Raw genomic sequence first — 26996 nt, forward strand, 5'->3', positions numbered from 1 at the left:
ATTTTCTTACTCTACAGTCTTAAGTCATTTACACATGATACCTCCAAATGTTGCTTGTCTACTTGTGCCTGACATACCAAATCACTCATATTTATTTCAATACTCAACAAACAAACTATAACATTCTCCTTCTTTATACTTCCATAAAGTTTAGTCATATAGGCGACGGGAATGTATTGAAAGAAACAGATTATATTTATGCCACTTGATCACGAGAAATTCTATGAAAATTGTGAGGCGTTATTTATGAAAGCTGTTACTTTTCAAGGTCAAAAACAAATGGAAGTTAAGCAAGTCAATGACCCAAAGATTGAGGATTCAACAGACGCTATTATTAAAATAACAGCATCGGGCATCTGTGGTTCTGATTTACATTTATATCATCAAGGTGATTTAATGATGGACCCAGGGTTTGTCATTGGCCATGAGCCAATGGGCATTGTTGAAGAAGTTGGTAAAGACGTTAAAAAACTCAAAAAAGGTGATCGTGTAGTGATTCCTTTTAATATAGGCTGTGGTGATTGTTACTATTGCAATCACGAAATGGAATCACAGTGTGATAATTCAAATCAAGAGCAAGCGAATTGGCAAATGGATAATGGTGGTTTGTTTGGTTTCGGCAGTATGCATGGTAACCATTGGGGCGGCCAAGCTGAATATTTAAGAGTCCCTTATGCAGAATTTTCTTCGTTTATCGTTCCAGATAATGATATGAAAGATGAAGATGTTTTATTTTTATCTGATGTCGCACCTACTGCATATTGGAGTGTAGAACATTCTGGTGTTAAATCAGGTGATACAGTTGTCATCTTAGGTTGTGGTCCAATTGGCCTTATGGCACAAAAATTCGCAAAACTTAAAGGTGCGAAACGTATCATCGCTGTAGATAATATTGAGCACAGACTGCAACATGCCAAAGAATATAACCAAGTCGAAATCTATAATTTTGATAAAGAAAAAGAAATCGGTAAGTTACTGCGTGATACTACGCATGGCGGTGCGGATATCGTAATTGATTGTGTAGGTATGGATGGACAAGTCAAAGCATCTGAACGTGACTTGAGTCCAGATTCTGCACAACGTGGCACAATCAGTCCCATTGATACTGCCGCAGAAGCTGTAAGTAAATTCGGTACGATTCAATTAACAGGTATCTATGCCACGCCAGCTGATGATTTCCCACTCAATTTGATTTTCAACCGTAATGTCCAAGTTAAGACAGGTCAAGCGCCAGTGATTCATCTTATGCCTAAATTATACGAGATGATTCGCGAAGGTACATTTGATCCAACTGACATTCTTACACATACTATGCCATTAGATAAAGCGGCAGAAGCTTATGAAATTTTCGATCAGAAAAAAGATAATAATATTAAAGTGATTTTAAAACCTTAAACAAAACAAAGATTTCATCTAATAAATAATGTCTCCCCAATTCACAAAGAATTGGGGAGCATTTTTAATTGCTACACAAAACAATTAATATAATACGTATTTATTGCGAAAAGTTTAATATATTAAAATAGTGGAATATATACACTATAATGAACATTTTATAATGTCATAAAAAATAAGCACATTTCCTCAATCTACGATATTATTTTAAAAATTCGTGTCTATAAATAAACGACTCAATATATTCCTTTTGTATAAACGACTTTTTTAACCTTTTTAACAATTTCCATTACAGTTTTAAATTTTCAATTCCAAAGCTACGATATAAAATTCAAAGTTTAGGTGTGATAATTATGAAAATAGAACAATGTATAGAAGATTTTATAAAAAGTATTATTAAAAAAGATCCAGAGTTATTTTGTAGTTTATTATGCCCTAAAGATTTATCTCTTTTAAGAAAAAAACTATATATAAAAACAGGACACCTTGGTGTAAATCGTTATATAAAAGATAAATACTTAAAAAAACTCACACGTTTAGTAACTACTTTTTACAAATACGAGTATTTTAAAGATGGCGATAAATATATAGTGAAATATTCTTTTGATCAAAATAATTCTTATCTTAAGACAGAATTCAAAATCGTTGGCGATCAAAATACGCCATTATTTAATTTAAATATAAATAAAATGCAAGTGAAGTTTTTCAACCATTCTTCAACTGTAGGTGATGTACATGCCACTTAATTCAGATTTACATTCCGACACAAAACGTCTGCCACGCATTGGCGAAAAAGCCCCGTTTTTTAAAGGGCAATCCACACAAGGGGAAATAACTTTAGATGATTACAAAAATGACTGGATGATTTTATTTGCCCATCCAGCTGATTTTACGCCAGTTTGCACTTCGGAGTTTGTAGCGTTACAAAACCAGTATTCGGAATTTCAAGATTTAGGTGTGAAACTGGTTGGTTTAAGTGTAGATAGTCTTGCCTCACATGTGGCATGGTTAAACAGCATCGAAGAGTCTTTTGATGTACAAATTGAGTTCCCACTAATTTCAGATTCCAACAAGGTTATATCAGAAACCTATGGTATGTTGGCACCTGAATCGGGTAATACAGAAAGCTCAAGAGCAGTATTCATTATCGATGACGATGCTGTGGTCCGCGCTATGATTTACTATCCAATGACTACCGGCCGTAATATCAATGAACTCTTACGTGTTACTAGAGCGATTAAGATTTCTGATGAAACAGGAGATAACACACCTGCTAATTGGAAAAAGGGAGATAATTTATTAGCTACCCCACCAGAAACGTTAGAAGATGCTAAAAAACAAATGAAAGATTCTAATTATGACTGTAAAAATTGGTATTATTGTGAAAAAGATGATGAACAAAGCTCTAAAAAATTTTATAACCCATTTTTATATAACAATTAGTCTTACTACAATAAGATGAGTTATTACTTCTCTCTATTATTCAAAATAAAAAGATAAAATGGAGGCAAAGTTATGACCTTGAAAGCAATTATTTTAAATGCATCTCTAAAACACGGCGATGAACTATCCAATACAGAAGGGTTAGCGCAAGAAGTCACTGACATCTATCATAAAGAAAATGTAGCGAGTGAGATGATTCGTTTAAGTGATTATAATATTTCTTATGGCATCTCTGATGATATGGGTGGTGACGACGAATGGCCCCTCATTTTAGAAAAAATTAAAAACGCAGATATTTTAATTATTGGTACACCTTTATGGCTAGGTGAGAAAAGTAGTATCGCAACGCTTGCCATTGAACGTCTTTATGGCAGTACAAGTTTAACCAATGAAGACGGTCAATCCATTTTTTATAATAAAGTGGGCGGTGCGATTATTACTGGTAACGAAGATGGCGCAAAAAATGCCGCGGCTTCAATACTATATGCCCTATCTCATATTGGCTTAACAGTACCTCCAAATGTTGACGCTTATTGGGTTGGTGAAGCAGGCCCAGGCCCTTCTTATTTAGACATCGAGCACGTAAACGAATTTACCAAAAAACACGTTGAAATGCTCGCCTATAATACAATGCACTTAGCTAAAGTTTTCAAGAATCATCCTATTCCCAATGAAGGTAACCAATTGTAAAATATAATATCAAAAAGAGGCTGGGACATATCACATGTCTCAGCCTCAATTTTTATATTGGCAGTGGCTGACTGAATTGAAAATGCGCTTATATCAAGATTTTTTCAGTTCTAGTCAGCTGTGCCGGGGTGGGACGACGAAATTTTATTGAAAAAATTAGATTTCTGTCCCACTCCCTTTTTCGCGTACTGTTTAAGCTTTTATATTTTTCGGTATAATAATCTGCGCTAAAATCACACCAATGATCATTAATATTATACTTGCCATGAAAGACCAAGTCGCTGCCACGCTTGCACTATGTGTCACTTGTACCGCCGCAAATATTGTCGTATTCATTGCAATACCAAACGCCCCACCGAGTGAAGAAGTCATTTTATACAGACCTGAAGCTAGTCCAATTTTTTCATCTGGAATCGTTAAAATAGCTACAGTTAAACCAGGTGTCGCACATAAACCATTGCCAATAGCAAAAATAACAAAACCAAATGTTACAGCTGCAATATACCAGTCAGATGGCAATACGGTTAAACTGGCGAAAATAATGCCTATTGCAGGAAATAACGGTCCTACAAGTAACATTGGTTTACCTCCATGACGCAGTGATATTTTTTCCCCTAAGCGAACCATTAACACTGCCATGATGACATACGGCACTGTCACTAAACCTGATTGAAACGGCGTTAAGCCCAATTCTGTCTGAGCATAGATATTAAATACTGTTGTTACCCCTATACCTGTATTAAGTACAAAGTTAACCAAAGATGACCCAACGAGCCCACGGTTACGGAATAATGCAAAATCAATAAATGGGGCACGCTTTCGACGTTCAAAAAAGTAAAATACAATTACAGAAATAATAAATACACTACCACAAGTAATTGAAAAAGGACTCGTCCAGCCTTGTTCAAAGCCTTGCGTTGCAAATAAAGTGATGCTCCCTATTAAAACGGCAAAGATTAACATACCTATATAGTCGAACGGTCGATTATCGATTACTTCCTTAGCTTCTTCTTTCGTACCAAGTAATAGTACAAATGCTATGATAGCGATAATAATAGACAAGATGAAGTTAGACTGCCAATTGATATATGTAGCGATAAATCCACCAACCAATGAAGCGATACCTACGCCTCCAACAGTACCAATCATTAAGTAACTAATCGCTTTACGTAAATCCTTACCTTCAAATTGATCTTTCAGCACACCTACTGTTGCAGGTAAGAGTATGGCTGCTGATATACCTTGAATGACTCTCCCTATAATAAGTAGTGCCGTAATATCAGAAATAATAATTAATAATGAGGCGATAATACTTAAAATGATGCCTAAATAGGTCATTTTGAGTCGCCCTATTTTGTCTGACACATCACCTGCGCCCACCATAAAGATACCAGTTGCGAAAGAAGTGATACTCACTGATAAATTAATAATACCAGGCGTTGTTTGATATGTTTGTTGCACTGGGGTAGATATATTTATAAACGATTGAGCAAACAGCCAATACGTTAATACACTTAATACAATAGCTAAAATTAATTTGTTGCCAGATTGTTGTTTCGTACTCATGATGTTCTATGCCTCCATCTTATATAATTCATATATTTAAAAAACATATGTACTAGATAGATAATATCACACAAACAACTACTTATTGTTAAAAACTATTATATATATTTATTATTTAAAATTTAGTAATAAATTCAATGTTTGTACTACGCCATCAGCATTATTATTCATAGCTATTAAATTGGCTTCTGCTTTCAACTCTGGGTATGCATTATCCATGGCCACTTTATATTTCGCTGCTTTAAATAAATCAATATCATTTAAGCCATCACCAAATGCAATTGTTTCTGCTGGACTGATTTGAAGTAAACTTTGAATTCGGTTAATAGTTGTCCCCTTGTTAACCCCTAAATCTGCAATATCAATCCATTCTTCATCAGATGCGATGATATAAACCTCTGACTCATAGTGTTTAATCTGATTTGCAGTCTCTTTACACTTACCTGCTGCATCGTGTACAGAAATTTTTAAAATATCTTCTTCAATTTCATCATAACTATTAATATAAATTACATTTTGGAATGAGCCATGTACCAATCTCTTCTCTGATTCTTGTGTATCTTGTAAGACATATGCACCAGATGCGGTACATGCAAGTACAGTTTGCGTTGGATCAATATCTTTAATTACTTGAATAATTTCTTTAGCTTTACTATTTTCAATCGTGGCATTATAAATAAAATCACCGTTAAATTTAATTCTTGTTGCGCTATCTCCTACGATAAACGTATCTTGTGCTAAATCCCCAATAATACTTTCAACACGCTCACACTGTTTCCCCGTACAAAACACAAACCGAATATTGTGTTTCTCGCAATTTTCTTTTAATAATTGAAACGATTCACTATTAAATTGACTTTCATTATTTAAAAATGTTCCATCCATATCCGCAACAATCAGTTTAATATCCATTGTAAATTCCCCTTTAACCATAATTAAGATAATTGTATCGGTTTATAAATGAAAACCATAATATTTATCTTTATTTGATACGTCAATCCAAATAAAAAAGGTAACTCTATGAGCTACCTTAGACTGTCTATATTGATTTGTGTATAGTTTCCAATGGCTCCACTTCAGAATATATATCACCATTATTACTTATAGTGTATGAGTTACAGATTCTGCATAAGAACTACTTGTATTCATAAATGAGGTAGTGGTTCTTTAAAAGCTTAATATAAGTGCATTTTCAAATCAGTCAGCTACCCCCGATATAATAAATGAGGCTAAGACATGTATGATGTCTTAGCCTCATATTAGATACTTTGAAGTAATTTCTACTATTTAATAATTATCATATGTTGAATTAAAGTGCCGTATAACCACCGTCAATAGTAAATACACTACCTTGTGCAAACGAAGATGCATCTGATGCTAAATAAACAACAATACCACCTAGTTCGTCTGGCATACCTGGACGTCCCATTGGTGTGAAGCCCATCCAATCTTCGATCATTTCTCCACCTTGATCAAAGAATGGTTTTGTTAGTTCTGTTTTCATGTAGCCAGGTGCAATAGTATTAACTTTAATATTATATTTTGACCATTCCATTGCTAAACTTTTCGTTAACATGATTACTCCAGCTTTAGAAGCATTATAAGAACTTTGCTCTTGAGGTTTATTCGCAATTAAACCTGACATTGAAGATGTATTAATGATTGAACCATATCCTTGTTTAATCATGACACGACCAACAGCTTGTGCTACTAAAAAGATGCCATTTAAGTTTAAATTGATAACCTTATTCCAATCTGCAAATGACATTTCTTCTGCTTTTGCATTAATCGTCATCCCTGCATTATTTACTAAAATATCAACTTTACCAAATTGTTCTAAAACATCTTCGACCATTTTATTAACTGCATCAGGATCTGTAACATCAACTTTTAATCCAATTGCTTCAACATTTTCGTTTTTCTTAATTTCTTCTGCTGTTTCTTCAGCTACCGCTATATTTATATCTGCAATAACTATATTTGAACCTGCTTGCGCTAATGCTGTAGCCATTGATTTACCTAGACCCATTGCGCCTCCTGTTACGATTGCTACTTTTTCATCTAATTTAAATTGTTCTAAAACGTTTGTCATAATATATCACCTTTCTATAATTAATGATTAGGTTGGTTAACTTTCATAAAGAAAGTTAAAATAAATCCTATAAAATAAATAATTGCATATGTCCAAATAGTTAATTCAGGACCTGCTATAGGAACTGTTATTGTTGCAATAGCAGGTCCAATGAAGTTACTTAAGCCTGCGGATAAATTATGAATAGATACCGCAGCACCTTTATGATTAGGTTCTAAAATAGGGAAAATCGCAGACATCGGTACAAAAGCTGCTACAGCAAAACCGAACATAACAGCTACACTGCCAGCAATCCAAATATTAGGTCCTGACCAAATAGGTAAGTAATAAAAGGCTAATGTTGAAATAACCATACCTATACAACCAAACCACCGAACTTGTCTAACCCAACCGATTTTATCACCAACAACACCCCAAAATAGATTAGTGAAAATAGTTACAATGTACATGAGACCCCATATACGTAACCATTCTGATGTTGTAAATCCTACGGTGTCTGTAAATACAATAGGCATAATAACGACTAAGCCAAAGAGGGCTAATTGATTAATGGTTCTAACAACACTTGCAATTGCTATTTGAGGATTTCTCAAAATGGTAATACCTCTAGCAAACTCAATTAACATTTCTTTTGCTGTTAATTTATCAGCTTCTTTGTCTTCACCTTTTTTATCTTTAACTAAGAACATCGCCATCAATCCACCGATTAAAATAAAGATTATTGATGACCACAATGTTCCCATAAAGCCAATCCAAGGAATGGAAAAGCTAGGTATATATGTTCCTAAGAAACCTATACCAACAGAGTACATGGCCCAAAACCATCCCATCGCAGAAGCTAAACGATGTCGTGGTGCTGAATAAGTAATCCACACAACGAAACTATAAATAAACATTGGATATGCGAAGCCACGGATACCATACATGATTAGCATCATTGTATAGCTATGCTGCTCTATACCTAAAGTTAAGAAACCAACATGAAAGACAATCCAAATAATGAAAGCTAATATCATAATTTTTCTTGGACTGAAAATTTCTGCTAAAATACCAGAAAGCCATGATGCGATTGCTACTACTAAGCCGTAAAGCGTTAAAACGGTAGAAGCTTGATGGGCTTCAAACCCAATATTAACAATGTACTTAGATAAAAAGGCCTGCTCTATTCCATCACCTGTCATAAAGATGGCTATTGCAACATAACCCCAAATCAAAGTTCTCGGTAAACCTAAAAATTGCTTCGGCTTATCTGCATTTAATGATTCCACACTAATCTCTCCTACGTATTAAAATATGCTTTATTCATTGTGACTAACACTTACATTAAGCGTGTTCATCTACTTGTTGTTCCAGTTGAAGAGATGATTTGAAACGTTGAATGTATTTTTTAAAGCTCTTTATATCATTCTCGTTAGGCTCTATAGTAAATTGCTCAGTATGTTTAAAAGCGTGGGTACTTAAATAATCGGTTAAATTATTATGCTGTTCTTCTACCAAATATCGTGCTAATACAGCTATCCCCCATGCGCCGCCTTCACTTGCTGTCTTCATCACACTAACCGGACTCTCTAATGCTGCTGCTAAAAACGATTGCGCTACTTTTTCTGTTTTAAAAATACCTCCATGACCTAACATGGTATCTATTTGAATATTTTCTTTTTCTTTTAATAAATCAATACCTATTTTCAAAGTACTAAAAGCACTAAAAATATGTGTTTTCATAAAGTTTTCTATATTGAAATCGCTATCAACATGACGTAAAAACATTGGATAACCTTGTTTTACATCTGTTATAAATTCACCTGAGATATATCCGTATGATAATAGCTTGCCTAGATCTTCGTCTCCATTAAAAGCGCTTTCAAACAACTTTGTAAATAACTCATTTTTATCGTATTTCACATTCATTATTCTAAATACATCTTCAAAAAGTCCAATCCATGCATTAATATCAGAAGTACAATTATTCGCGTGAACCATAGCAACATCATAACCATCTGGTGTTGTTACTATGTCTACTTCTGGATATACATTTTTAATTGGTTGCTCTAATACAATCATCGAAAAGATACTTGTTCCCGCTGAAACGTTGCCTGTTTTAGGAGCGACACTATTTGTAGCAACCATACCAGTAGCTGCATCGGACTCAGGAGCACACATTGGGCAACCTGATTTCAGCTGGCCATTTGGGTCAATCAATTTTGCACCTGTTTCTGTTAAATATCCCGCTGACTCACCTGCTACAATTACTTCTGGCAGAATATCTTTAATATCTTGTTGATACCCTAATCCTTGAAATAGTGTGTTAAAGCGCTCCAATAAATCTTCGCGTAACTCTTTTTTGTCAGTATTAATTGGAAACATACCAGATGCATCGCCTATACCTAACACTTTTTTGTCTGTTAAATACCAATGAACATAACCAGCTAGCGTTGTCATATAATTTACTTTGGATACATGATCTTCGTTGTTTAAAGCTGATTGGTATAGTTGGGCAATACTCCAACGTTCAGGGATATTTACATTAAAATCATTTCGTAATAATTTAGCGGCTTCGTTCGCATTGTTATTTCTCCATGTTCTAAAAGGTACTAATAAGTCATCATTTTTATCAAAAACTAAATAACCATGCATCATTCCACTAATGCCTAAAGATGACAAATTAGTGATAGGTGTACCGCATAAATCTTTAATTTTTTGAGCCATTTCATTATAACTTTTTTGAATACCTACCCAGACATCATTCATTGAATAAGTCCAGTAACCATTTTCATATTGATTTTCCCATTCATAAGAACCTGTAGAAACTGTATTGCAATGGGGGTCAATTGCTACAGTCTTAATTCTTGTCGAACCAAATTCAATGCCTACTGAAAGTTGACCAGTGTTAACATAATCCTTCAAGACTTCAATATCCATTTGCTTACCTCTTTCTTTATAATATGTAAACGGTGTCAAAAACGTAGATTACGCTTAAATTTCTAGAAAGTCAAAGTTTTGCCCTTATAAAAAAATTAAAATTTTAAGTAGACTATATTTTTATTCATAAATCCTATATGACATTAATTTTGAATTAAAAAGGAAATTTCAAAAAAATATATAGTATCTACTTTTACAGATCTGTCTGTTAGATGGAATAATATAGCAATATTTATATTACATAAATAATTATTATTCTCTTTTTAAATACTATATTTCTAACGATATACTTAAAATTAAGTATTAAAATCAATAGCTTTATGTTAATTTAATTATAAAATGTTTTTTAATTTTTGTTTTGGTATTAATTGATAAAGTAATTGTTTGGAGGCCATTAAAAATATGAATAAAACTAAATTAAGATTTTACATGCATATAGGGCTATGTATATATGCCATCGTTTACGGCATATTATTACTATCGACTGACTGGATTTCTTTTGGTTGGTCACTAGCATTCGTATTAAGCTTTGCTGTTATCGGTATCTTAAGTGATATTGTCGCTCCAAAAAGGCGTAATAATTCGGAGAATAGTTAAAAGCGTCAAAGAGATTATATAAAATGAAAAGAATTGAGTTAATAACTATCATAGCCATGATTTTATTTACTATTTTAGTAGCTATTGCTGTACCCAAATTCATTGCAGATAAAGACTATATAATACTTATATTTGTAAGTATTTCCTGGGTGATTTCTATCTATTATTGTTTTGTCTTTTTAAAACCAGAAAAGAATGATGATGGATAACATAATAAATGTAGATGAGGAGATTAAAAATATGGTAGCGATATTTGCACTAATTTATGGTATCGCCATAAGTTTGTGGTTTTTATTCATAGATCGTAACGAGTCAGAAGGATTAAAGAAGAAAATAACCGCTATGTTTTTAATGTTAAATAGCGTTTTATTAATTATATTTGCAGTCATAGGGCTTTTAAAAATTATTGAACTGTCAAATTTTGAAGGAACTTTAATATTACTAGGAATAGCAATGATTCAACTTTCTCTATTAAATAAAAATAAAGTTAAACCGATTTATATTTACTTTGGTCTAGCTATGCTTATAATAAATGTGTTTATTAGTTAAAAATTTTTGTATATTACATGAAATCAAAGGAGGAAGTCACATATGTTACCTAAAATGTTAGTCGTTTGTTTATTACTTTTTTATCCGATTTTTGTTAAAGCTATGAATAAGAAAAAGAAAGATAACTATGAATCATTAAAATTAAAAAATCAAAAGCGCTTAACAGAGTATAAACTGTTAAGCGCTTTTGATCGGGTGTTGTTATGAAAATATGTTTCTTATCACAGTAATTAAGCCTCTAATTATTGAAAGTAATATATCTAGAATAATAGTCATAATACTAAATTTATCTTCTTTATCAAATTTTCTTTTTTTGTCTTTGTTGGTCATATAAATTCACAATCCACCTTTTATAAAATCAAAGTACGCTTAACTATGCTTTCTTTACCTTTATTAATTAAATTATAAACAACTTTGCTATGTGCTACTTAGCAATATTGGTAATTCAAGATTAAATATTGATAGTATGATATTAGAAACCTTTTAGGTAATTTCATTTATCAACAATCTGTTTACTATAAGGTGCTTTTCCTATAAGACACTTTTATAGAAAAAATTAGGAGGAACATCATGCAAGCTAAATTACTACAAGAAAGTGTACAATCAACTTTTGCAGAAGGTCCTTTGTGGGACGATGAAAATCAATGTTTATTTTGGATAGATAATGTAGAAAATAAAATTCGCGCATATTATCCTCAAACTAATCAATATACTTTTTACCAACTCGAAAAATCTCCAATGTCACTTGCAAAATCCTCACAGAATGAACTTATAGTGATTATGAAAGATGGATTTTATCTGTATGATTTAGAAAAGGAAACGTTAAAAGAAATTTTCAAACCAATGGATTTAAATAACAAAATACTTTTAAACGATGCTAAGTGTGACCCTCAAGGTAGACTTTGGGCAGGTACAGTTAATGATGATTTTAGATTGTTTAAAGAAAGCCAAGATAGCACTCAAACTGAATTTCATGGGCAAATCGCTAAGCTTTATCGCGTAGAAAAGGATTTTTCTAATATTGAAACAGCAAAAGAGAAAGTAACACTTTCTAATGGGCTTGATTGGGACCCTGTTCGAAATATTATGTATTATATCGATTCTGCTAACCAATCCGTGAGTCAATTTAATTATGATTCGAAAACCGGTCAAATTTCAAATGAAGAGACTGTTTATACTTTTAAAGAATCAGATGGCTTACCTGATGGCATGACAATTGATCAACAAGGCATGTTGTATGTTGCTTTATTCAAAGGCGGCGTAGTAGCAAAAATTGACCCTTTCCAGAAAAAATGGATAGACAGTATTACTTTACCAACTTATACCGTTACATCTTGTGCATTTGGTGGAGAAAATTTAAAAACTTTATTTATGACTACGGCATTGGCACCATTAAATGAGTATGAAAGACACCAAGAACCGACAGCAGGATACGTGTTCTCAGTCGATTTAGAAGTTGGTGGATACAAAACGAATATATTCAGAACAACTTAAAATTTTTTAGAGTTTATTTCACAAACAAAATTTAGGATATGTTGCCATATTCAAGCTGAGTTTTTCCGCTGTTGTTCACTTGAAAAAACAACTACACTTAGAACACAAATTACTTCATTTGATAAACTGATAAACCCCCTTCACTCTACTTACTAGTGAAGGGGGTTTGTAATGTGTTTTATAGAGCCTAGAGGTAAAATATGTATTTACACATTTACCAATAATTAGCTATTTATTTCTGTTGACCATTCATTTTAATGGCATAAAATAAATAATATATAATACCAATAATAAACCAAATCAATGTATAGAATTTGGCTTGTCCGCTTAATCCCCAAAATACTGCAAATACACAGATAAATATAAATATCGGCATAACAGGATAAAATGGTAATTTAAATGCTGGTTCTGGTAAATCTTTACCTTCTCTTTTACGTAATGCATAAATTCCAATTGTCACAAACATAAATGCGACGAGCGCACCTGCTGAAATCAATTCCGCTAAAAATCCAAATGGAAATACAGATCCGATAATTACTGCCACAATCGTTAATATAACTAAAGAACGATTAGGTTGATTCTTCTTATTTAACTTTCCTAACCAAGACGGAAGGATGCCATCACGGCCAAATGAATAAAGTAAGCGTGAACCGGCAAGCATCATACCAATAAGTGCCGTAAACATACCTATGACAGAGACAGCCTGCACGATAACAGCAACTGTGCCATGTCCACTCATACGTAATGCCCAACCTACTGGCTCTGCATTATCCTTGTATGCTGAGTAATCAAACATACCCACTAATACGAGTGCTACAGCAACAAATAATCCAACTGCGATAAGTAATGATCCTAAGATACCACGAGGCATTGTTTTCTGTGGGTTAATTGCTTCTCCAGAATTGGCTGCAATAGAATCAAAACCGATATAAGCAATGAAAATAACCGAGCTGCCTGCGTAAATACCTTGCCAACCACCAAAGGCGCCTGCCGCTGTTTCCTTATATTCAGGAATAAACGGTATGTAGTTTCCAATATTAATAACAGATAAACCTACAATAAGAAATAATAAAATCGCTAATATTTTTAACACAACGAGGATATTTTGTACGCGTGCTGTTTCTGATGCACCTCTCGCTAACAACAGTGCTGTGATAATAATTACAATTGCTGCAATAATATCCATTATGCCGCCGTTAGTTCCAAGTGAATTGGATAATGCGTTTGGCAATGATATATGGAAGGGGTCTAAAAGCCCTCTTAAATTGGCTGAAAAACCTGACGCTACAAAAGAAACTGCAATAATATACTCTGCAATGAGCGCCCACCCTACTATCCAACCAAAAAACTCGCCGAATAATATACTAATCCAAGTATAAGCCGAACCTGCGAAGGGCATCACTGAAGCCATCTCTGCATATACGAAAGCTACGAGGGCCGCTACTATAGCTGATACTAAAAATGAAAGTGTTACAGCTGGTCCTGTATGATCTGCAGCAACAACACCTGGTAGTGTGAAAATAGCAGTCGATACAATCGTTCCGACGCCTAATGCTAAAAAGTCTCTCACACGAAGTGTACGTTCTAAATTTGAATCTTTATTTTGATAACGGGATAAATCTTCTTTCCGAAATACTCTTTTAATGATACTCATTTTGCCTAACTCCTTGTTGATTTAAAAATAAACATGTTCTTAAGTATAATGATTTTCAAATACAATGTATATGTTATTTTAAGAAGAAATTAAATAAATTGAGAATGATATTCGTTGTAATTTGTATAATTGAGGAAATATTTGAAGATAAAGTGACAAGCTCAAACATATGATAAAAGCGTAGAATTCCTAGTATATAATATGGATGTCGCCTATCTCTCAGGCGTCAATTTAGACGTTGAGAGGAGGTGAGCTGAATGGGCATATTTTTTATAAATGTCTTAGCCACAATCATCAGTGGTTGCATCATTGCCATGTTTACGCAATGGCTTCGTAATCGTGGCGAAAAACAATAGGCGATAGCGTAAACCACACCATAAAAAGCCCTCACTATTGGCTATAATAGTGAGGGCTTGGTGAACTAAATGGTCATATTTTTTATACCTATATTATAATCACATCGATCTAAAAAATCAATTAAAAATATGATTATTCATAAAATAGATACCTAGGTTACTTTAAAGTGCGTACTCACATTTCTAATCAATCAGCGGTAATATAATTAATATAAACATTATTTGAAAATAATTTTAAATCAAAAACAGAAAAGGGAGAACAACTATGCAATATATTAATTTTCATAATGGCAATGCTATGCCTCAACTTGGTTTAGGCGTTTTTAGAGTAGAAAATGATGACACTGCAAAAGATGCAGTGAAGCATGCAATTATTAACGGCTATCGCAGTATTGATGCCGCATTAGTTTACGGAAACGAAGAAATGGTGGGCCGTGGTATCCAAGAAGGTATCGTTGCAGCAGATATCCAAAGAGAAGACTTATTTATCACATCAAAACTTTGGTTTGATAGCTTTGGCAAAGAGAATGTAGAAAAAGGATATCAAACTTCTATAAATAACTTAGGTCTAGACTACTTAGATCTTTATCTCATTCATTGGCCGGGCACAGATGAGTCTGTCATGATTGAAACTTGGAAAGGTATGGAGGCTTTATATGAATCAGGCAAAGTTAAAAATATTGGCGTAAGTAACTTCAATATTGAGCATTTAGAAGTGTTGAAATCACAAACTTCTATTAAACCTGTCATCAATCAAGTCGAATTTCATCCCTACTTTACACAACAAGAATTGAGAACTTACTTAGATACTGAATCTATATACATGGAGTCATGGTCTCCATTAATGAACGCGGAGATTTTAACAGATGAAACAATCAATGCGATTGCAGAAGAAATTGGAAAATCTCCAGCACAAGTTGTTATTAGATGGAATATTGAACATGGTGTCGTGACGATTCCTAAATCAATTACACCTCATAGAATAGAAGAAAATATTAATATCTTTGATTTCTCATTAACAGCTGATCAAATGGAACGTATTGATGCATTAAACGAAAATAAGAGAATTGGACCTAATCCATTAGAATTAAATGGTTAACATAAATACAGCATACTATGAGTACAAATTAACGATTGCACAGTAGTAGTCTAATATCTAGTCAACCTTACTTATAGGGGCGAGAATACGAAATCAAATTTCAATTTTTGATTTCTGTTCCGCTCCTATTTTTGTGTTGTCATTGATATTTCTAATATTCTAGACGTGCTTCAGACCCCTCTCTCACTAAAAAGGCTACTGATAAAGTTATAATCACCCTCTACCAATAGCCTTCATGTGCTCATTTTATTATTCAATTGTAATGAAATTAATCGCTATTTCATGCGGTTCAGTATCTCTTCTTGAATTATTCCCAACGCTTCATTGTAATCTGTATTTGTATTCTCTTTTGCATTTACCACTAACAAATCTATAAGTTCAATGTCACTCTTGTCACGAACTTCATTTTCAAATTGGTGTAAATGCTCTTCTGAAGTTTCCGTATTGTGTTTTTCTATTTGATAGTATTGATCGGCTCCCAATCCGCCTTCCTCAATCATCACAGAAATACCACTAGAACGTGTTTCATTCAATCTTTTGACTTTGATACGTTTATTTTCACGAATAACCATTTGAATCCCTCCTACATTATGCGCATTTTACAAATCCTTAATGCTTATAACCTATTTACATATTGCTATTGTTGGATTGAAAACAAATCGTCTTGGTGTCTTTATTTTTATGTATTAAAAACTACATTTGCGAATCAAAATATCTAAAAAACTGCAACGCTTCATTTCGATGTTTATTTAAGTGTAATATCCCGTGTGTAAAAATACAATATATTTGCTTATTTATCTATACCCTAAGTTTAAGATAAATATATATTTTTGTGTTTTATTTTAATAAGTTACAGGCCGATTGCAACAACAGTTAACTGAATGACCCAAAATTTAATGGGTCATTCAATTTTATTTAGAAATCTTTCTTTTAAGTAGCCAACCAAATGCTCTAACCGGTAATATAGCATGTAAAAAAAGCATAGGTTTGGCAATCAATCCAACCGTATAACGTGGTTTTGTATGATTGCTTTCTATAATTTTAACAATACGTTTCGCAGCAACAGAGGGATGAGAAAACATGCCGGATTGATGTTGTTTATACATCAATTGTGCCATATTTGAAGCTTTCGATTCATATGGGCCACCTTTTGAAGATGTTTCTAAATGATTAGCTGCAATTGGAGCCCAGTTCGTTTTTATACCACCAGGTTGAATGACTATAACGTCTATCCCAAAATCAGACAGTTCTAAGCGCAAACTTTCGCTATACCCTTCTAAAGCGTATTTTGAAGCATGATACCAAGATCCAAAATTGTTAGGCGTACGCCCACCGATAGATGATATATTTATAATCTTTCCTGAATTTTGATGACGCATTGAAGGTATAATTGCCTTTGTTAGCTCAGATAAACCAAATAAATTTACTTCAAATTGTTTTCTTGCCTCTTCAATTGATACATCTTCAACAGCACCATATGATCCATATCCAGCATTATTAACTAAAATATCTATATGCCCTTCTGTGTTAAGGACGTGATCAACCAAATTATGAATTAAAGTTTGGTCTGTCACATCTAGATGTATTATTTTCACATTATAAGCTAATAAAGATTTCATATTTTCTAAATTTCTTGAGGCGGCATAAACACAGTAGTCTTTTTTAGCTAAAGCTTTAGCTGTTTCGTATCCAATACCACTACTTGCTCCTGTAACTACAGCTACTTTCATTTTTATCATCCTTTAAGTTAATTGTTTTAATTAATACAAATCAATATGGGCTACTATACCACAAATTAATGTTTAGAAATAATTATTCTAATGTGTTAACGTTCTGAATAAAAATAGCATAATATTAAATGGCTCGATATAGAATTTAATATTTTAGTTCCACCCATTATACTAATTTATGATATATCTCCATTTAAATGGGTGTAAACATGAAAAGAAATACAAGTTTTGAGTATATCAGAGATTCTCGTTGACCACTATATAATATAGACAAATGCGTCTAAAATTACTTTGAATATAAAAAAATGACTGCTAATTTTTTAGTTAAAAATTAACAGTCATTTATTAAAACTAGGACTTATGTTCTAGTTTCAACTTTAAGTTAAATATTAATAATTTTTTAAGAATGCTTAATCAAATCCCTCTAGCTAATCGCTCACTAGAAATTCTATTCATGGAGTTAAAATCACACTATATATCGTGTTCTAACTTTTCAGATTTACTTATTCATTATTATTGATTTGTGCTTGTAACGATTGTGAATTAGATCGTGAAATATTGAGTAAATATACCGATTTTGCTAGTGATTGCTTACTATTATTATAGGAAACTCCAGTTCGCTTAGAAAGTATAACTGTAACTAGTGAACCTAACATTGCTATCACTGTAATTGTAATAAATGGTGTCACAGTCGTAACTGGATTAACAAAAAAGATAATCACAGCGATAAATATAGATACTACAGCAATACCGATTAATATTAACGTAGCATACATATATTGCGTTGCTTGTTTTAAATCTTTTTGAAATTGTTCTTTAGAGCGCTTGTATTGAACATTGTTTTTATATAATTTCAAATCTTCGTTTGCATCCATCGTTTGCGCAAAATCTGAAATTTCTTTATTATCATCTTTTTTTAATTCTTCAATGATTGGTTGATAACCAAAGGTAAGTGCAATTTTTTTTTCTTTTTCTGTACCCTTTGCAAGTCGATTCAATTCTTCTAATTTTTGTTGGTTCATTGTTTCCACTCCCATATTGTTTAATATTGATCCGCGTTATTAAGCTAGCTCATTTATCTATTGGGGCTGCTATTTTGTTAACAATAGGTGCTTCTAAACATTATTATTTCTTTTGTGGCAATTCTGTTTTGTGTGAATTTTGAACTTTAGTTTGCGTGTCTGCAGTGGTGTCTTGTGCATTGGCTACGTGACTACCAAATAAAGTACCAGAACCTAACAAGGCACATAAAAAGAGACCACCTAACCAAGTGAAGAATGTTGGTTTTTTTCTACGTTCATAGCGCTTTGCTTTTTCAACACCATCGTCTAATAAGTTGCCTATATCAATGTTTTGCGGTTCAACAACTTTATTAAAATTCGATTGATTTAAATCATTATTTGAAAAACTTAAGGCTTGTTGTTTAATTTCCATAGCACGTGCTGAAATACTTAAACTTGTTTGGTTACTCTGTTCTAATTGCTGATTTAAGCGGTCTAAATGACTTCTATTATTTTGAAGTTCCATTTCTTTAGAACGAATTGATTCGTCTTTATCAGTACTTTCTCTTTTCGATTTTTCTAATTCTACTCTTAACCAATTAATTTCATCTGTCATTTGTGAGTCTTTTAATTCATAATCAGTTACTTTTTGATTCACTGCTAAATCTAAACGTTCGTTAAATGTTGATTCGTTATGAATTAGGTCTTGTTCTAACTTACTAATCTCGCCTCTAAGTTTATCGACATCTTCACTTCTTTTTTGAACTAATGCTTCTACATCTTTTTCCATAATGTTTTGCAGTTCCGACTTTTTAGTATCAATCGTCTCTTGATGATGTTGAACAATGTCATCTACAATTTTAGAAACATGCAAATCATAGTTGTTTTTAACACTAGCATCTAATACTTTGATTTGATTATTATAGGAATTTTTTGCTTTATTTGATAATGTCTTTTCATATTCACGAATGCGGTTTGTTAAAATAGGTCTTTCTTCTCTTTCTATTTTTTCTTCCATGTCTCGGCGTGCTTTTTCGCTACGTTCATTTTTACCTATTTCAAATTCTTTTTCTAATTTTTTGGTTTGTTCTTCAACTTTATTTGGAATAACTCCTAAATCTTCTTGGAATTTACTTTCTATTTGTGTGTAAGATTTATGATATTGAGAATCATTTGATTTATAATTACGCGTTTTATCCGCTTCAATACTTTTGCTCCACAAATCAGTAACAAGTTGATTGAATATACTGTTTATAATATCTTCTCTCTTTTTTTGTAAGACTACTAATTTGTCGTTTTTTGTTTTATTAAAGTCATCTTCAGTTAATTGTTCAAGCTTTTGGTAAGTTGGCAATACTTTTTCATTATAACCTTTATCGTCGATAATACTTCTAAATTCTAAATTTTCATCATCTAAATAAACTTTATCTATAAGTGAATCGAGCGTGCTATATAGATTATCTTTTAAAAATTGAACGTCTGAAAAATCTTCGTTTTTGTTAATAGACATAATTTGTTTTTTCTTTTTTTCATTAGACAATTTTTGCTTAGCACCACGCTTATTTTTATTTTGAATTTGTTTTATAATCGCGTCTTTCAATGGTTGTAACGTTTCAAATTTTAAGCCTTTACTTATATCAGAAATATCAAAATCAGGCATGTTTAGCTCTTTTAAGATATCATTATTTATAACATTTACTTTAAATTCATTTTCATGTGGTATATAAATCCTTAAACCAAAATTACAGTCAAGGCGTTTATTTTCTTTTATATTATGTAAGGAAGTTAGGTCTGTAACACAGTATTCTCGATCTTCAAATATTTTAAAAGGCTCATTTTCATCATTGTGATCTATCGTCACATCAAAAGATTGCACAATTTTAGAGGAACCTAAGATTTGTTTGAAAGATTCAACAGCATTTCCTTTGGAATATCCTTTTCTCAATACTGGGGCAACGATTGGCACAATATATATTTCGGTTTCTCCTGCAAGTACATGGTCTATTTCTAAAGAACTAATATCTAAAACGTTATTTCTCATTACATGTCATCCTTCCATTCGAGTTATTGTTTAAAATGTTGTAAATAATACTTAAATGTTTCATTTTATGCTTAATCGGTTGTTCAGGAAGCAATATAATAATTGATTGAATCGTTACGTATATAAAAATATGTTCGATAATAAGTAGATCAGTTGGTAAGTTTATGTAAAATAAGATTTTAAATATCACAACAAAAACATATTATAAAGTCGAACTTATATACATATTGTAACATTTACATAAATTAATAATTATTAATTGTCAGATTTCTATGATAACATATTAATTAAATTTATAATATGAAGTTTTATAAAGAAAACATTGTTATGATTATTAATTGTAAACGTAAATATTTACAATTAATTTTTATTCGAAAATTAAAATGAACTTGCTTTTTAGGTTGTAAAAAAGAGTGTTCCAACCTCTGCGTAAAGATATATTAGCGAAGAAAATATAAAACAAACTGCATTCAATTACTTTACTAGTTAAATAATTAAAAAGAGTGTTCAGAAAATGATTATTTTCTGAACACTCTTTTTCAAATTTTATAATTGTCTATGTTTTAAATTCTACGATCTAACGTTCAATGCTTTACTGACTTCTATCTGTATAAATTGCTACATCTTTAATCGCTTTATTTGGAGTTTCTATTACGACATTTAAAATTCCCATGATATCTTTATGCAAATTCATAACTTCAGCTTCATTCATAATATCTGTTTGATAATTATAATCTATATCTATCATGCTGTTCCCATTTCTATTACTTATATTTAGTCCTAACGGAACATTATGAGTATCAGAACTAAACCATTCATCTGAATAACCTTTTTCTACAAAATCAGAGTTATATTGTGTTTTTTGAAATGAAACTGTACAGTCTAATAACCCTTTTTTGTTTCCGTTATTTTCCACTATTTCTTTATAAGAATATTTTCGATGTTTAAGTAAATTGAAAGTTTCTGTTTTTACTGTTGTTAGAAAATGGTTAATTGAGGCATTCTTATCAATATCTACTATAACCGGTAAGATCCTTGCGTATACCCCTATGATATTCTTTTCAAACGGTTCATTTCTATTATGTACTAATAAACCGACTGAATTCTTATTTGATGCAGTTTTTTTATGTTTTAAAATAAGCATAGCAGCAGAAAATAAATTACTAATACTCATTTTGTTACTTTCACAAAATTCTTTGATTTTTTGTGTACAGTTTTCTGATAAAACATAACTTTGTCTACTTCCTTGACCATTAGTTACAAGTTTATTTTTGAACAACTCATTATTTTCAAAACCCTTTAATTTTTCATACCAAAACTGTTTATCTTTTTCAAACCTATGTGAGTTTTTATAATTTAATTCATCGTTAACAGAATCTAAATATGAAAATTCAGAAGTTTCTTCTTGAATCCCATAAATTAGATATTCACATAAAGCATTTCCACCTAATGTTGTGCTCCATCCATCTGAAATAATATGATGGTGTAAGGAGAATATACCTATATTTGCGTCAGGTAGTTTTAATATCGTAAATTCGAATAATTCACTGTCCGTTGCAAATATATTCTTTTTGACTTGTTGCTTAATCCATTGATCATAACCTTCTTTATCATTAGTAAAGTCGATATAATCAAACTGCTTTCTTTTATATTCATCAACATACTGTCTATATTCAGAATTTACTTTCGTAATCCTTATTTTATAACTATCATTTTGATTTATTATATTGTTCATAGCATTTTCTATTGTTTCTAATTTCAAATCTTCGTTAATAGTGATGATACCAGCTATATTATTAATACTAGTATTTTCGTAAAATTCCTCTTTTTTAATAACTTCAGTTTGTGCATCTGATAATCTAACTGTTTCCATTATTTATCCTCCGAAAATTGTTACATTTTGAAATGCTGTAACATGTTTTTACTAAATCTTCGTTAATTGCTTGTTATAAATTGGAATTTTACATTATACTACCAATTTTAAATTTGCTCATCATAATTTAAAATAAGTTAATTTTCTTAAGTTGTTTTGAATTATTTATTCTATGAGTTTCAACAATTTTTACTACTTTCTTAAAACACAAAATATATATGGTGTTTCAACGTATTTACAAATTAGAGTGCTCACCTGCTAAACATAGAGCTCGGTAACTATTTAATTGCAGTTACCAGGTTATTTTGGGTAAGCTGAATCCATCGTCGCTTTATTATTTATCACGCTTTTTCGGCCAATATGAAAACATGAGTTTCATACCTACTATAAGTGGGCGTTACAAATGCTATAAATAGAATTTTTAATATATGTCGCTTCCTTCCTTATCAATAAAAAACACAAAAGTAACACACCAACTTTTATATTCTAACACGTACATACTTTTAAGAAAATCCACTTACATATATAGTAAAGTTTTTAGTAGCTCGAAGTGACATGCGTATAAAACCTAAAATAGTCTTAAGACATCCAAAGCATACTTTTACATCTACTTTTTGTTTGTAGGTGTTTGGATTTGTGGTCCCGAAAATTGTTTCCTTCTTAAACATCTTAATGCCCATATTGAAGCTTCAAAAATAACCTCTTCATCTTGCTATTCACTAGCTTTTATACCTTTATTTACTAATTAATAATTCCTTTTTTAAATCTTTACTACGTCTTCTCATTTCGAATACGCTTATTAATAATTGTTTTTTTAGCCGGAATCGGTACAATATAGCTCGAAAAAGGCAATTTACTTATTAAATGAATAGATATCACAGAAAGACACAATATAAAGATATAAGAAATAACAAATGTAGATGAATTGTTAACAATATCTGCATAAGGGTACTGTCTATATATCATAATTAATAAAACATGAATCAAATATATTCCCATAGAATAATTTCCTATAACTGTTAAAGTTTTTGTTAAATACTTATAATTTTTAATATGGTTATACAATATAATTAATAGCGCAAGAAAGAATGGTATATAAATTATGTTAGCTATACTACTTGAACCATATAAATTTGTAATATCAATACTGATTATTAAATCAAAAAATAATATCATTCCTATTATTTTGAAATAAATTTTATATTTTAATATTGAACTATTAATTTCTTTATAATGTTTCGCATAGCAAATACCAAGGAAAAAGAAGGAAATCCAGTTCAATATAAATGCTTTACTATTAACAAAAGCGTTTAGCCAATCATTTTGGAATGTAATTTCACCTTTACCATAACTCAACCAAATTATATTTATTATGGTGGCAACGATATATGCAATTATTAATGGTAGCCCCTTTTTGAATTTGTGTACAAATGGAAATAGTAAATAAAATTGAATTACTACTAAAATGAAATACAAATGTATTTCAGCTGTACCAAGTATATAGTATTTTATTATAGGCGTTCCTGGAGGGTAATATGTATTAGTAAAAAGATGCCTCAATACTATATATAAAGTTGTCCATAGTATATAAGGTATCAAGATTTTAGTGAATCTTGATTTGGTAAAATATAATAAACTAAATTTTCTATTCAAAGTTGAACTTGTAAGCAAAAATGCACTGATTACTGCGAAAATAGGTGTTCCTAATCTCGATATTTGGTTAAAATATGACAAAATGGGATCAATTATGATGCCATTTGAATTATACAATTGAGCAGTTAAATGTATACAAAGAACTAACATCGTGGCTACAGCTCTTATAACAGGGATTTCTTCATAATATTTCATAAACTAATATCTCCTATGGTTTTAATAAAAATTTTTAAAGAAATTAAATAAAAAAACAATTATTCCATAATATCACAATCATTCATTAAAGCACATTGCTTCTGTATAAAATAATAATAGGATTTAATCAAAACTATAAATTTCAAAAACACTTTATATATCATATTTTAATAAATATTGTTATGATATGCTTAAAGTATAATTACACAAATTTTACATATAATTTACACGCGCATAATATTTAGATATTAAATATAGGTATTATCAATGCTTTTTATTTAATTTTGGGAATGCTGAGATATGGGGGGATAACGTGAATATTAATATAGTGGGATTTAATATTTTTTCAAAAGGGGGCACTTCTAGAAGTAATATTAATTTAATAAAAGCGTTTTTAAATAAAGGTCATACTGTGAACTATTTTAACTATAATAATTTTGAAATTAATCAAATTACGAAATTAATAATACATGAAGACATTGATTATGCGAACTTTAGAGTTTTTCAATTAAATAACCCAAAAGCTTTAGCCGATGGAGACATATTAATTATAACTAGAGAGGATTTATTTAAATACGCACGATCAGTTAAAGAAGAAAAGAATAACATAAAAATTGTTGGCGAAATACACGGACCATTGGAATATATAAATGATGATATTGATTTATGTTTAGATGCTATAGATTCAATTAGAGTTAGTACACCATCAATTAAAGAAAAATTCCAAAAGAAATATAAATTTAAATCTGTCTTTAATCAATACGTAAATGCAGAACATGTAGATATATGTGACAAACCTATTAATACAAAAAGAAATTTTTTAATTAAATCTAGGTTTGAAGATGGTGTAAAAGATATATCTTATATTATAAAACTAATGAATTATATTGTTAATAATAGAAATTATGAAGATATACATTTATACATTATTGGATATGGCCCTTCAGAAAATTTATATAAAAACTTAGTGAGATATTACAATTTAGATCATAATGTTTTTATTAATGAAAAAGAACCGCTCAATTATATTTATATTTCTACATCGCATTATGAGACTTTAGGCTATTCTATTTTAGAAACTATCATGTTAGGAAATAGAGCGCTCATCTATCCTGGGAGAGACGATGTTTTAAAAGAAATATATAGTAAATATCATTGTATTGAGTTTTTACAAAAAGATATTGTTGAAGACAGTAAAAAATTATTAACATTATTAAATCATAAATACACCAGTGAAGATAGAATTGAAGATGTAACATATCTAACAAATGAATTTAAAAATGATTCTTATATAGATGAATACATTAGTAAAATCGCTGAACATGAAAATCAACAAACTTTTTTAACTACGAATAAAGAGATAAAATATAATATCGATCAATCAGACACTAAACTTAATAAATTAAATAGTAAAAGAGATTTATATGAAAAATTGAAAAAGAATAAAATGTTTAAGCATTTATTAACTAATAATTATTTCTTCAAGAAAATGAAATCTTTTTATAATTATAGAAAAAACAAGCTACAAGTAAAGGTGTTAGATAAAATTGAGCCTGAGGAAACTAAGGTTTTTATAGAATCCTTCCATGGTAATAATTTTAGCGGAGATCCTAAGTATATTGCATTGAAAATCAAAGAACTTTATAAAGAAAAAAAGATTTTTGTAAGCTCCATCAATTCATTAGTAGATATTGAGATTAGAAATCACGGTTTCATACCAGTGAGGTTCGGAACTGATCAATACGTCAAATCATTCCGTAGATGTAAGTATGTCTTTATGAATGGCAATTCATGGGACAAAGTATATAAGCATGATAAACAAGTATTTATACAAACTTGGCATGGCTTTCCACTCAAAAAAATGGTTAATGATTTAGAAAACAATCAAGATAAAGAATTACAATTAAAACAATTTTTACCCCGTATGAATAAATGGGATTATTTATTTACTTCCTCAGATATCAATAAATTGCTATTAAAGTCAGCTTTTAAATTAGAAGAAAATAACCATTTAAATATTTTAACTTTAGGCGCTCCTAGAAATGAATATCTTCTTGAACATAATAATGATTTCGAAAAAACAAGAATTTTAAATAAATATATGATTAAAGATTTTGAAAATAAAACAATCATTTTATACTGTCCAACATGGAGAAACGATGAAAGAGAATCTTTAACAAACATGGATTTACGAGTTTTACTCGATTATTTACCAAAAGATTATGAAATCATCGTCAAACTTCATCCCAACGAAAGTAAGTTGAGAAATAAATATAATAATTTAAGTTCTAGAATACACTGCTTTTATAATGAATTTATAGATATTCAAGAACTTTATATTATAGCTGATGCAATGATTACAGATTATTCATCGACAATATTTGATTACGCTCACTTAAGTAAACCTATATTTTTACTTCAAGAAGATGATAAAAATTATCAAAATGATGTTGGTTTTTACTTTGATATATTTGAATTAGGTGATTTCCCTGAAGTACCGTCTGATGAAAGACAATTAGCAAATCAATTGAAGAACATTAAAAACATCCAATATTCTAAATTGATTAACAGACTTATGACAAAAGATAAGCATGATACCAGCAAAAAGATATTAAAAGAAGTCTTTTCATAAACTTAAAAACCAAAATT

General features: G+C 30.9%; 24 protein-coding genes. 12 read left to right on the top strand and 12 right to left on the bottom strand.

Translation table 11 applies throughout. The annotated features are described in order from the left end of the window. Positions 1-246: 246 nt before the first annotated feature. The 4 genes from MHB47_RS13145 to MHB47_RS13160 all read left to right on the top strand — a co-directional run bounded on the left by MHB47_RS13145 (position 247) and on the right by MHB47_RS13160 (position 3528). Positions 247-1395: an alcohol dehydrogenase catalytic domain-containing protein gene (locus MHB47_RS13145; RefSeq protein ID WP_277580557.1), complete on the top strand. Its 1149-nt coding sequence runs from the start codon at positions 247-249 to the stop codon at positions 1393-1395. Between the two features lie 353 nt (positions 1396-1748). Beyond that, a complete protein-coding gene (locus MHB47_RS13150) occupies positions 1749-2141 on the top strand; it encodes a hypothetical protein (RefSeq protein WP_340757188.1) in 393 nt (130 codons plus the stop codon). Further along, positions 2131-2838 (top strand): peroxiredoxin, encoded by a 708-nt coding sequence (locus MHB47_RS13155; protein ID WP_340757190.1) that lies wholly within the window; start codon positions 2131-2133, stop codon positions 2836-2838. The genes MHB47_RS13150 and MHB47_RS13155 overlap by 11 nt, the downstream gene beginning before the upstream one ends. A gap of 72 nt (positions 2839-2910) precedes the next feature. Beyond that, the gene (locus MHB47_RS13160; protein ID WP_340757192.1) at positions 2911-3528 is read left to right on the top strand and encodes a flavodoxin family protein; all 618 of its coding nucleotides are present in this window, start codon (positions 2911-2913) and stop codon (positions 3526-3528) included. A 192-nt stretch (positions 3529-3720) separates the two neighbouring features. Here MHB47_RS13160 and MHB47_RS13165 read toward each other — a convergent pair whose 3' ends face one another. The 5 genes from MHB47_RS13165 to MHB47_RS13185 form a co-directional block, all read right to left on the bottom strand. Beyond that, a complete protein-coding gene (locus MHB47_RS13165) occupies positions 3721-5097 on the bottom strand; it encodes an MFS transporter (RefSeq protein ID WP_445684164.1) in 1377 nt (458 codons plus the stop codon). Between the two features lie 108 nt (positions 5098-5205). Then, positions 5206-6006, bottom strand: a complete 801-nt coding sequence (locus MHB47_RS13170) for a Cof-type HAD-IIB family hydrolase (protein WP_340757195.1) — start codon at positions 6004-6006, stop codon at positions 5206-5208. A 397-nt stretch (positions 6007-6403) separates the two neighbouring features. Then, positions 6404-7186 carry a glucose 1-dehydrogenase gene (locus tag MHB47_RS13175; protein ID WP_340757198.1) on the bottom strand — a complete coding sequence of 261 codons (783 nt, stop codon included), beginning with the start codon at positions 7184-7186 and terminating at the stop codon, positions 6404-6406. Positions 7187-7206: 20 nt separating this feature from the next. Beyond that, positions 7207-8454, bottom strand: coding sequence for an MFS transporter (locus MHB47_RS13180; protein WP_340757199.1), 1248 nt, complete (start codon positions 8452-8454; stop codon positions 7207-7209). Positions 8455-8509: 55 nt separating this feature from the next. Then, a complete protein-coding gene (locus tag MHB47_RS13185) occupies positions 8510-10105 on the bottom strand; it encodes a xylulokinase (RefSeq protein WP_340757201.1) in 1596 nt (531 codons plus the stop codon). Positions 10106-10507: 402 nt separating this feature from the next. On the opposite strand from MHB47_RS13185, the gene MHB47_RS13190 reads away from it, so the two are divergent. The 5 genes from MHB47_RS13190 (at position 10508) to MHB47_RS13210 (ending at position 12745) form a co-directional block, all read left to right on the top strand. Further along, positions 10508-10702, top strand: a complete 195-nt coding sequence (locus MHB47_RS13190; protein ID WP_340757203.1) for a hypothetical protein — start codon at positions 10508-10510, stop codon at positions 10700-10702. Positions 10703-10725: 23 nt separating this feature from the next. Continuing rightward, the gene (locus MHB47_RS13195; RefSeq protein ID WP_340757205.1) at positions 10726-10911 is read left to right on the top strand and encodes a hypothetical protein; all 186 of its coding nucleotides are present in this window, start codon (positions 10726-10728) and stop codon (positions 10909-10911) included. Positions 10912-10942: 31 nt separating this feature from the next. Beyond that, positions 10943-11251: a hypothetical protein gene (locus MHB47_RS13200; protein WP_340757207.1), complete on the top strand. Its 309-nt coding sequence runs from the start codon at positions 10943-10945 to the stop codon at positions 11249-11251. A gap of 42 nt (positions 11252-11293) precedes the next feature. Next, the gene (locus tag MHB47_RS13205; RefSeq protein ID WP_340757209.1) at positions 11294-11458 is read left to right on the top strand and encodes a hypothetical protein; all 165 of its coding nucleotides are present in this window, start codon (positions 11294-11296) and stop codon (positions 11456-11458) included. A gap of 363 nt (positions 11459-11821) precedes the next feature. Then, complete coding sequence (locus MHB47_RS13210) at positions 11822-12745, top strand: SMP-30/gluconolactonase/LRE family protein (protein WP_340757210.1); 924 nt, start codon at positions 11822-11824, stop codon at positions 12743-12745. A gap of 232 nt (positions 12746-12977) precedes the next feature. Here the strand turns inward: MHB47_RS13210 and MHB47_RS13215 are convergent, their stop codons facing one another. Next, positions 12978-14399 (bottom strand): APC family permease, encoded by a 1422-nt coding sequence (locus MHB47_RS13215; protein ID WP_340757212.1) that lies wholly within the window; start codon positions 14397-14399, stop codon positions 12978-12980. Between the two features lie 257 nt (positions 14400-14656). Here MHB47_RS13215 and MHB47_RS13220 point away from each other — a divergent pair, with 257 nt between their 5' ends. Together MHB47_RS13220 and MHB47_RS13225 are read left to right on the top strand one after the other, a co-directional pair. After that, positions 14657-14755, top strand: coding sequence for a type I toxin-antitoxin system Fst family toxin (locus tag MHB47_RS13220; RefSeq protein WP_021339314.1), 99 nt, complete (start codon positions 14657-14659; stop codon positions 14753-14755). A 265-nt stretch (positions 14756-15020) separates the two neighbouring features. Next, positions 15021-15854: an aldo/keto reductase gene (locus tag MHB47_RS13225; protein ID WP_340757214.1), complete on the top strand. Its 834-nt coding sequence runs from the start codon at positions 15021-15023 to the stop codon at positions 15852-15854. Positions 15855-16129: 275 nt separating this feature from the next. Here MHB47_RS13225 and MHB47_RS13230 read toward each other — a convergent pair whose 3' ends face one another. From MHB47_RS13230 to MHB47_RS13255, 6 genes are all read right to left on the bottom strand, one after another. Next, positions 16130-16426 carry a hypothetical protein gene (locus tag MHB47_RS13230; RefSeq protein ID WP_340757216.1) on the bottom strand — a complete coding sequence of 99 codons (297 nt, stop codon included), beginning with the start codon at positions 16424-16426 and terminating at the stop codon, positions 16130-16132. Between the two features lie 339 nt (positions 16427-16765). Continuing rightward, positions 16766-17584 carry an oxidoreductase gene (locus tag MHB47_RS13235; protein WP_277580372.1) on the bottom strand — a complete coding sequence of 273 codons (819 nt, stop codon included), beginning with the start codon at positions 17582-17584 and terminating at the stop codon, positions 16766-16768. Between the two features lie 503 nt (positions 17585-18087). After that, the gene (locus MHB47_RS13240) at positions 18088-18606 is read right to left on the bottom strand and encodes a hypothetical protein (protein ID WP_340757219.1); all 519 of its coding nucleotides are present in this window, start codon (positions 18604-18606) and stop codon (positions 18088-18090) included. A gap of 103 nt (positions 18607-18709) precedes the next feature. Beyond that, positions 18710-20626 carry a hypothetical protein gene (locus MHB47_RS13245; RefSeq protein ID WP_340757220.1) on the bottom strand — a complete coding sequence of 639 codons (1917 nt, stop codon included), beginning with the start codon at positions 20624-20626 and terminating at the stop codon, positions 18710-18712. Positions 20627-21218: 592 nt separating this feature from the next. Then, on the bottom strand, positions 21219-22499 hold the full coding sequence (locus MHB47_RS13250; RefSeq protein WP_340757222.1) for a condensation domain-containing protein: 1281 nt from the start codon (positions 22497-22499) through the stop codon (positions 21219-21221). A 771-nt stretch (positions 22500-23270) separates the two neighbouring features. Then, on the bottom strand, positions 23271-24347 hold the full coding sequence (locus MHB47_RS13255) for an acyltransferase (RefSeq protein WP_340757224.1): 1077 nt from the start codon (positions 24345-24347) through the stop codon (positions 23271-23273). Between the two features lie 313 nt (positions 24348-24660). Here MHB47_RS13255 and MHB47_RS13260 point away from each other — a divergent pair, with 313 nt between their 5' ends. Continuing rightward, entirely contained in the window at positions 24661-26979 is a 2319-nt protein-coding gene (locus MHB47_RS13260) for a CDP-glycerol glycerophosphotransferase family protein (protein WP_340757226.1), read from the top strand. Positions 26980-26996: the final 17 nt, after the last annotated feature.

The sequence above is a fragment of the Staphylococcus sp. FSL K6-3157 genome (assembly GCF_038005145.1).
GTDB classification, from domain to species: domain Bacteria; phylum Bacillota; class Bacilli; order Staphylococcales; family Staphylococcaceae; genus Staphylococcus; species Staphylococcus equorum.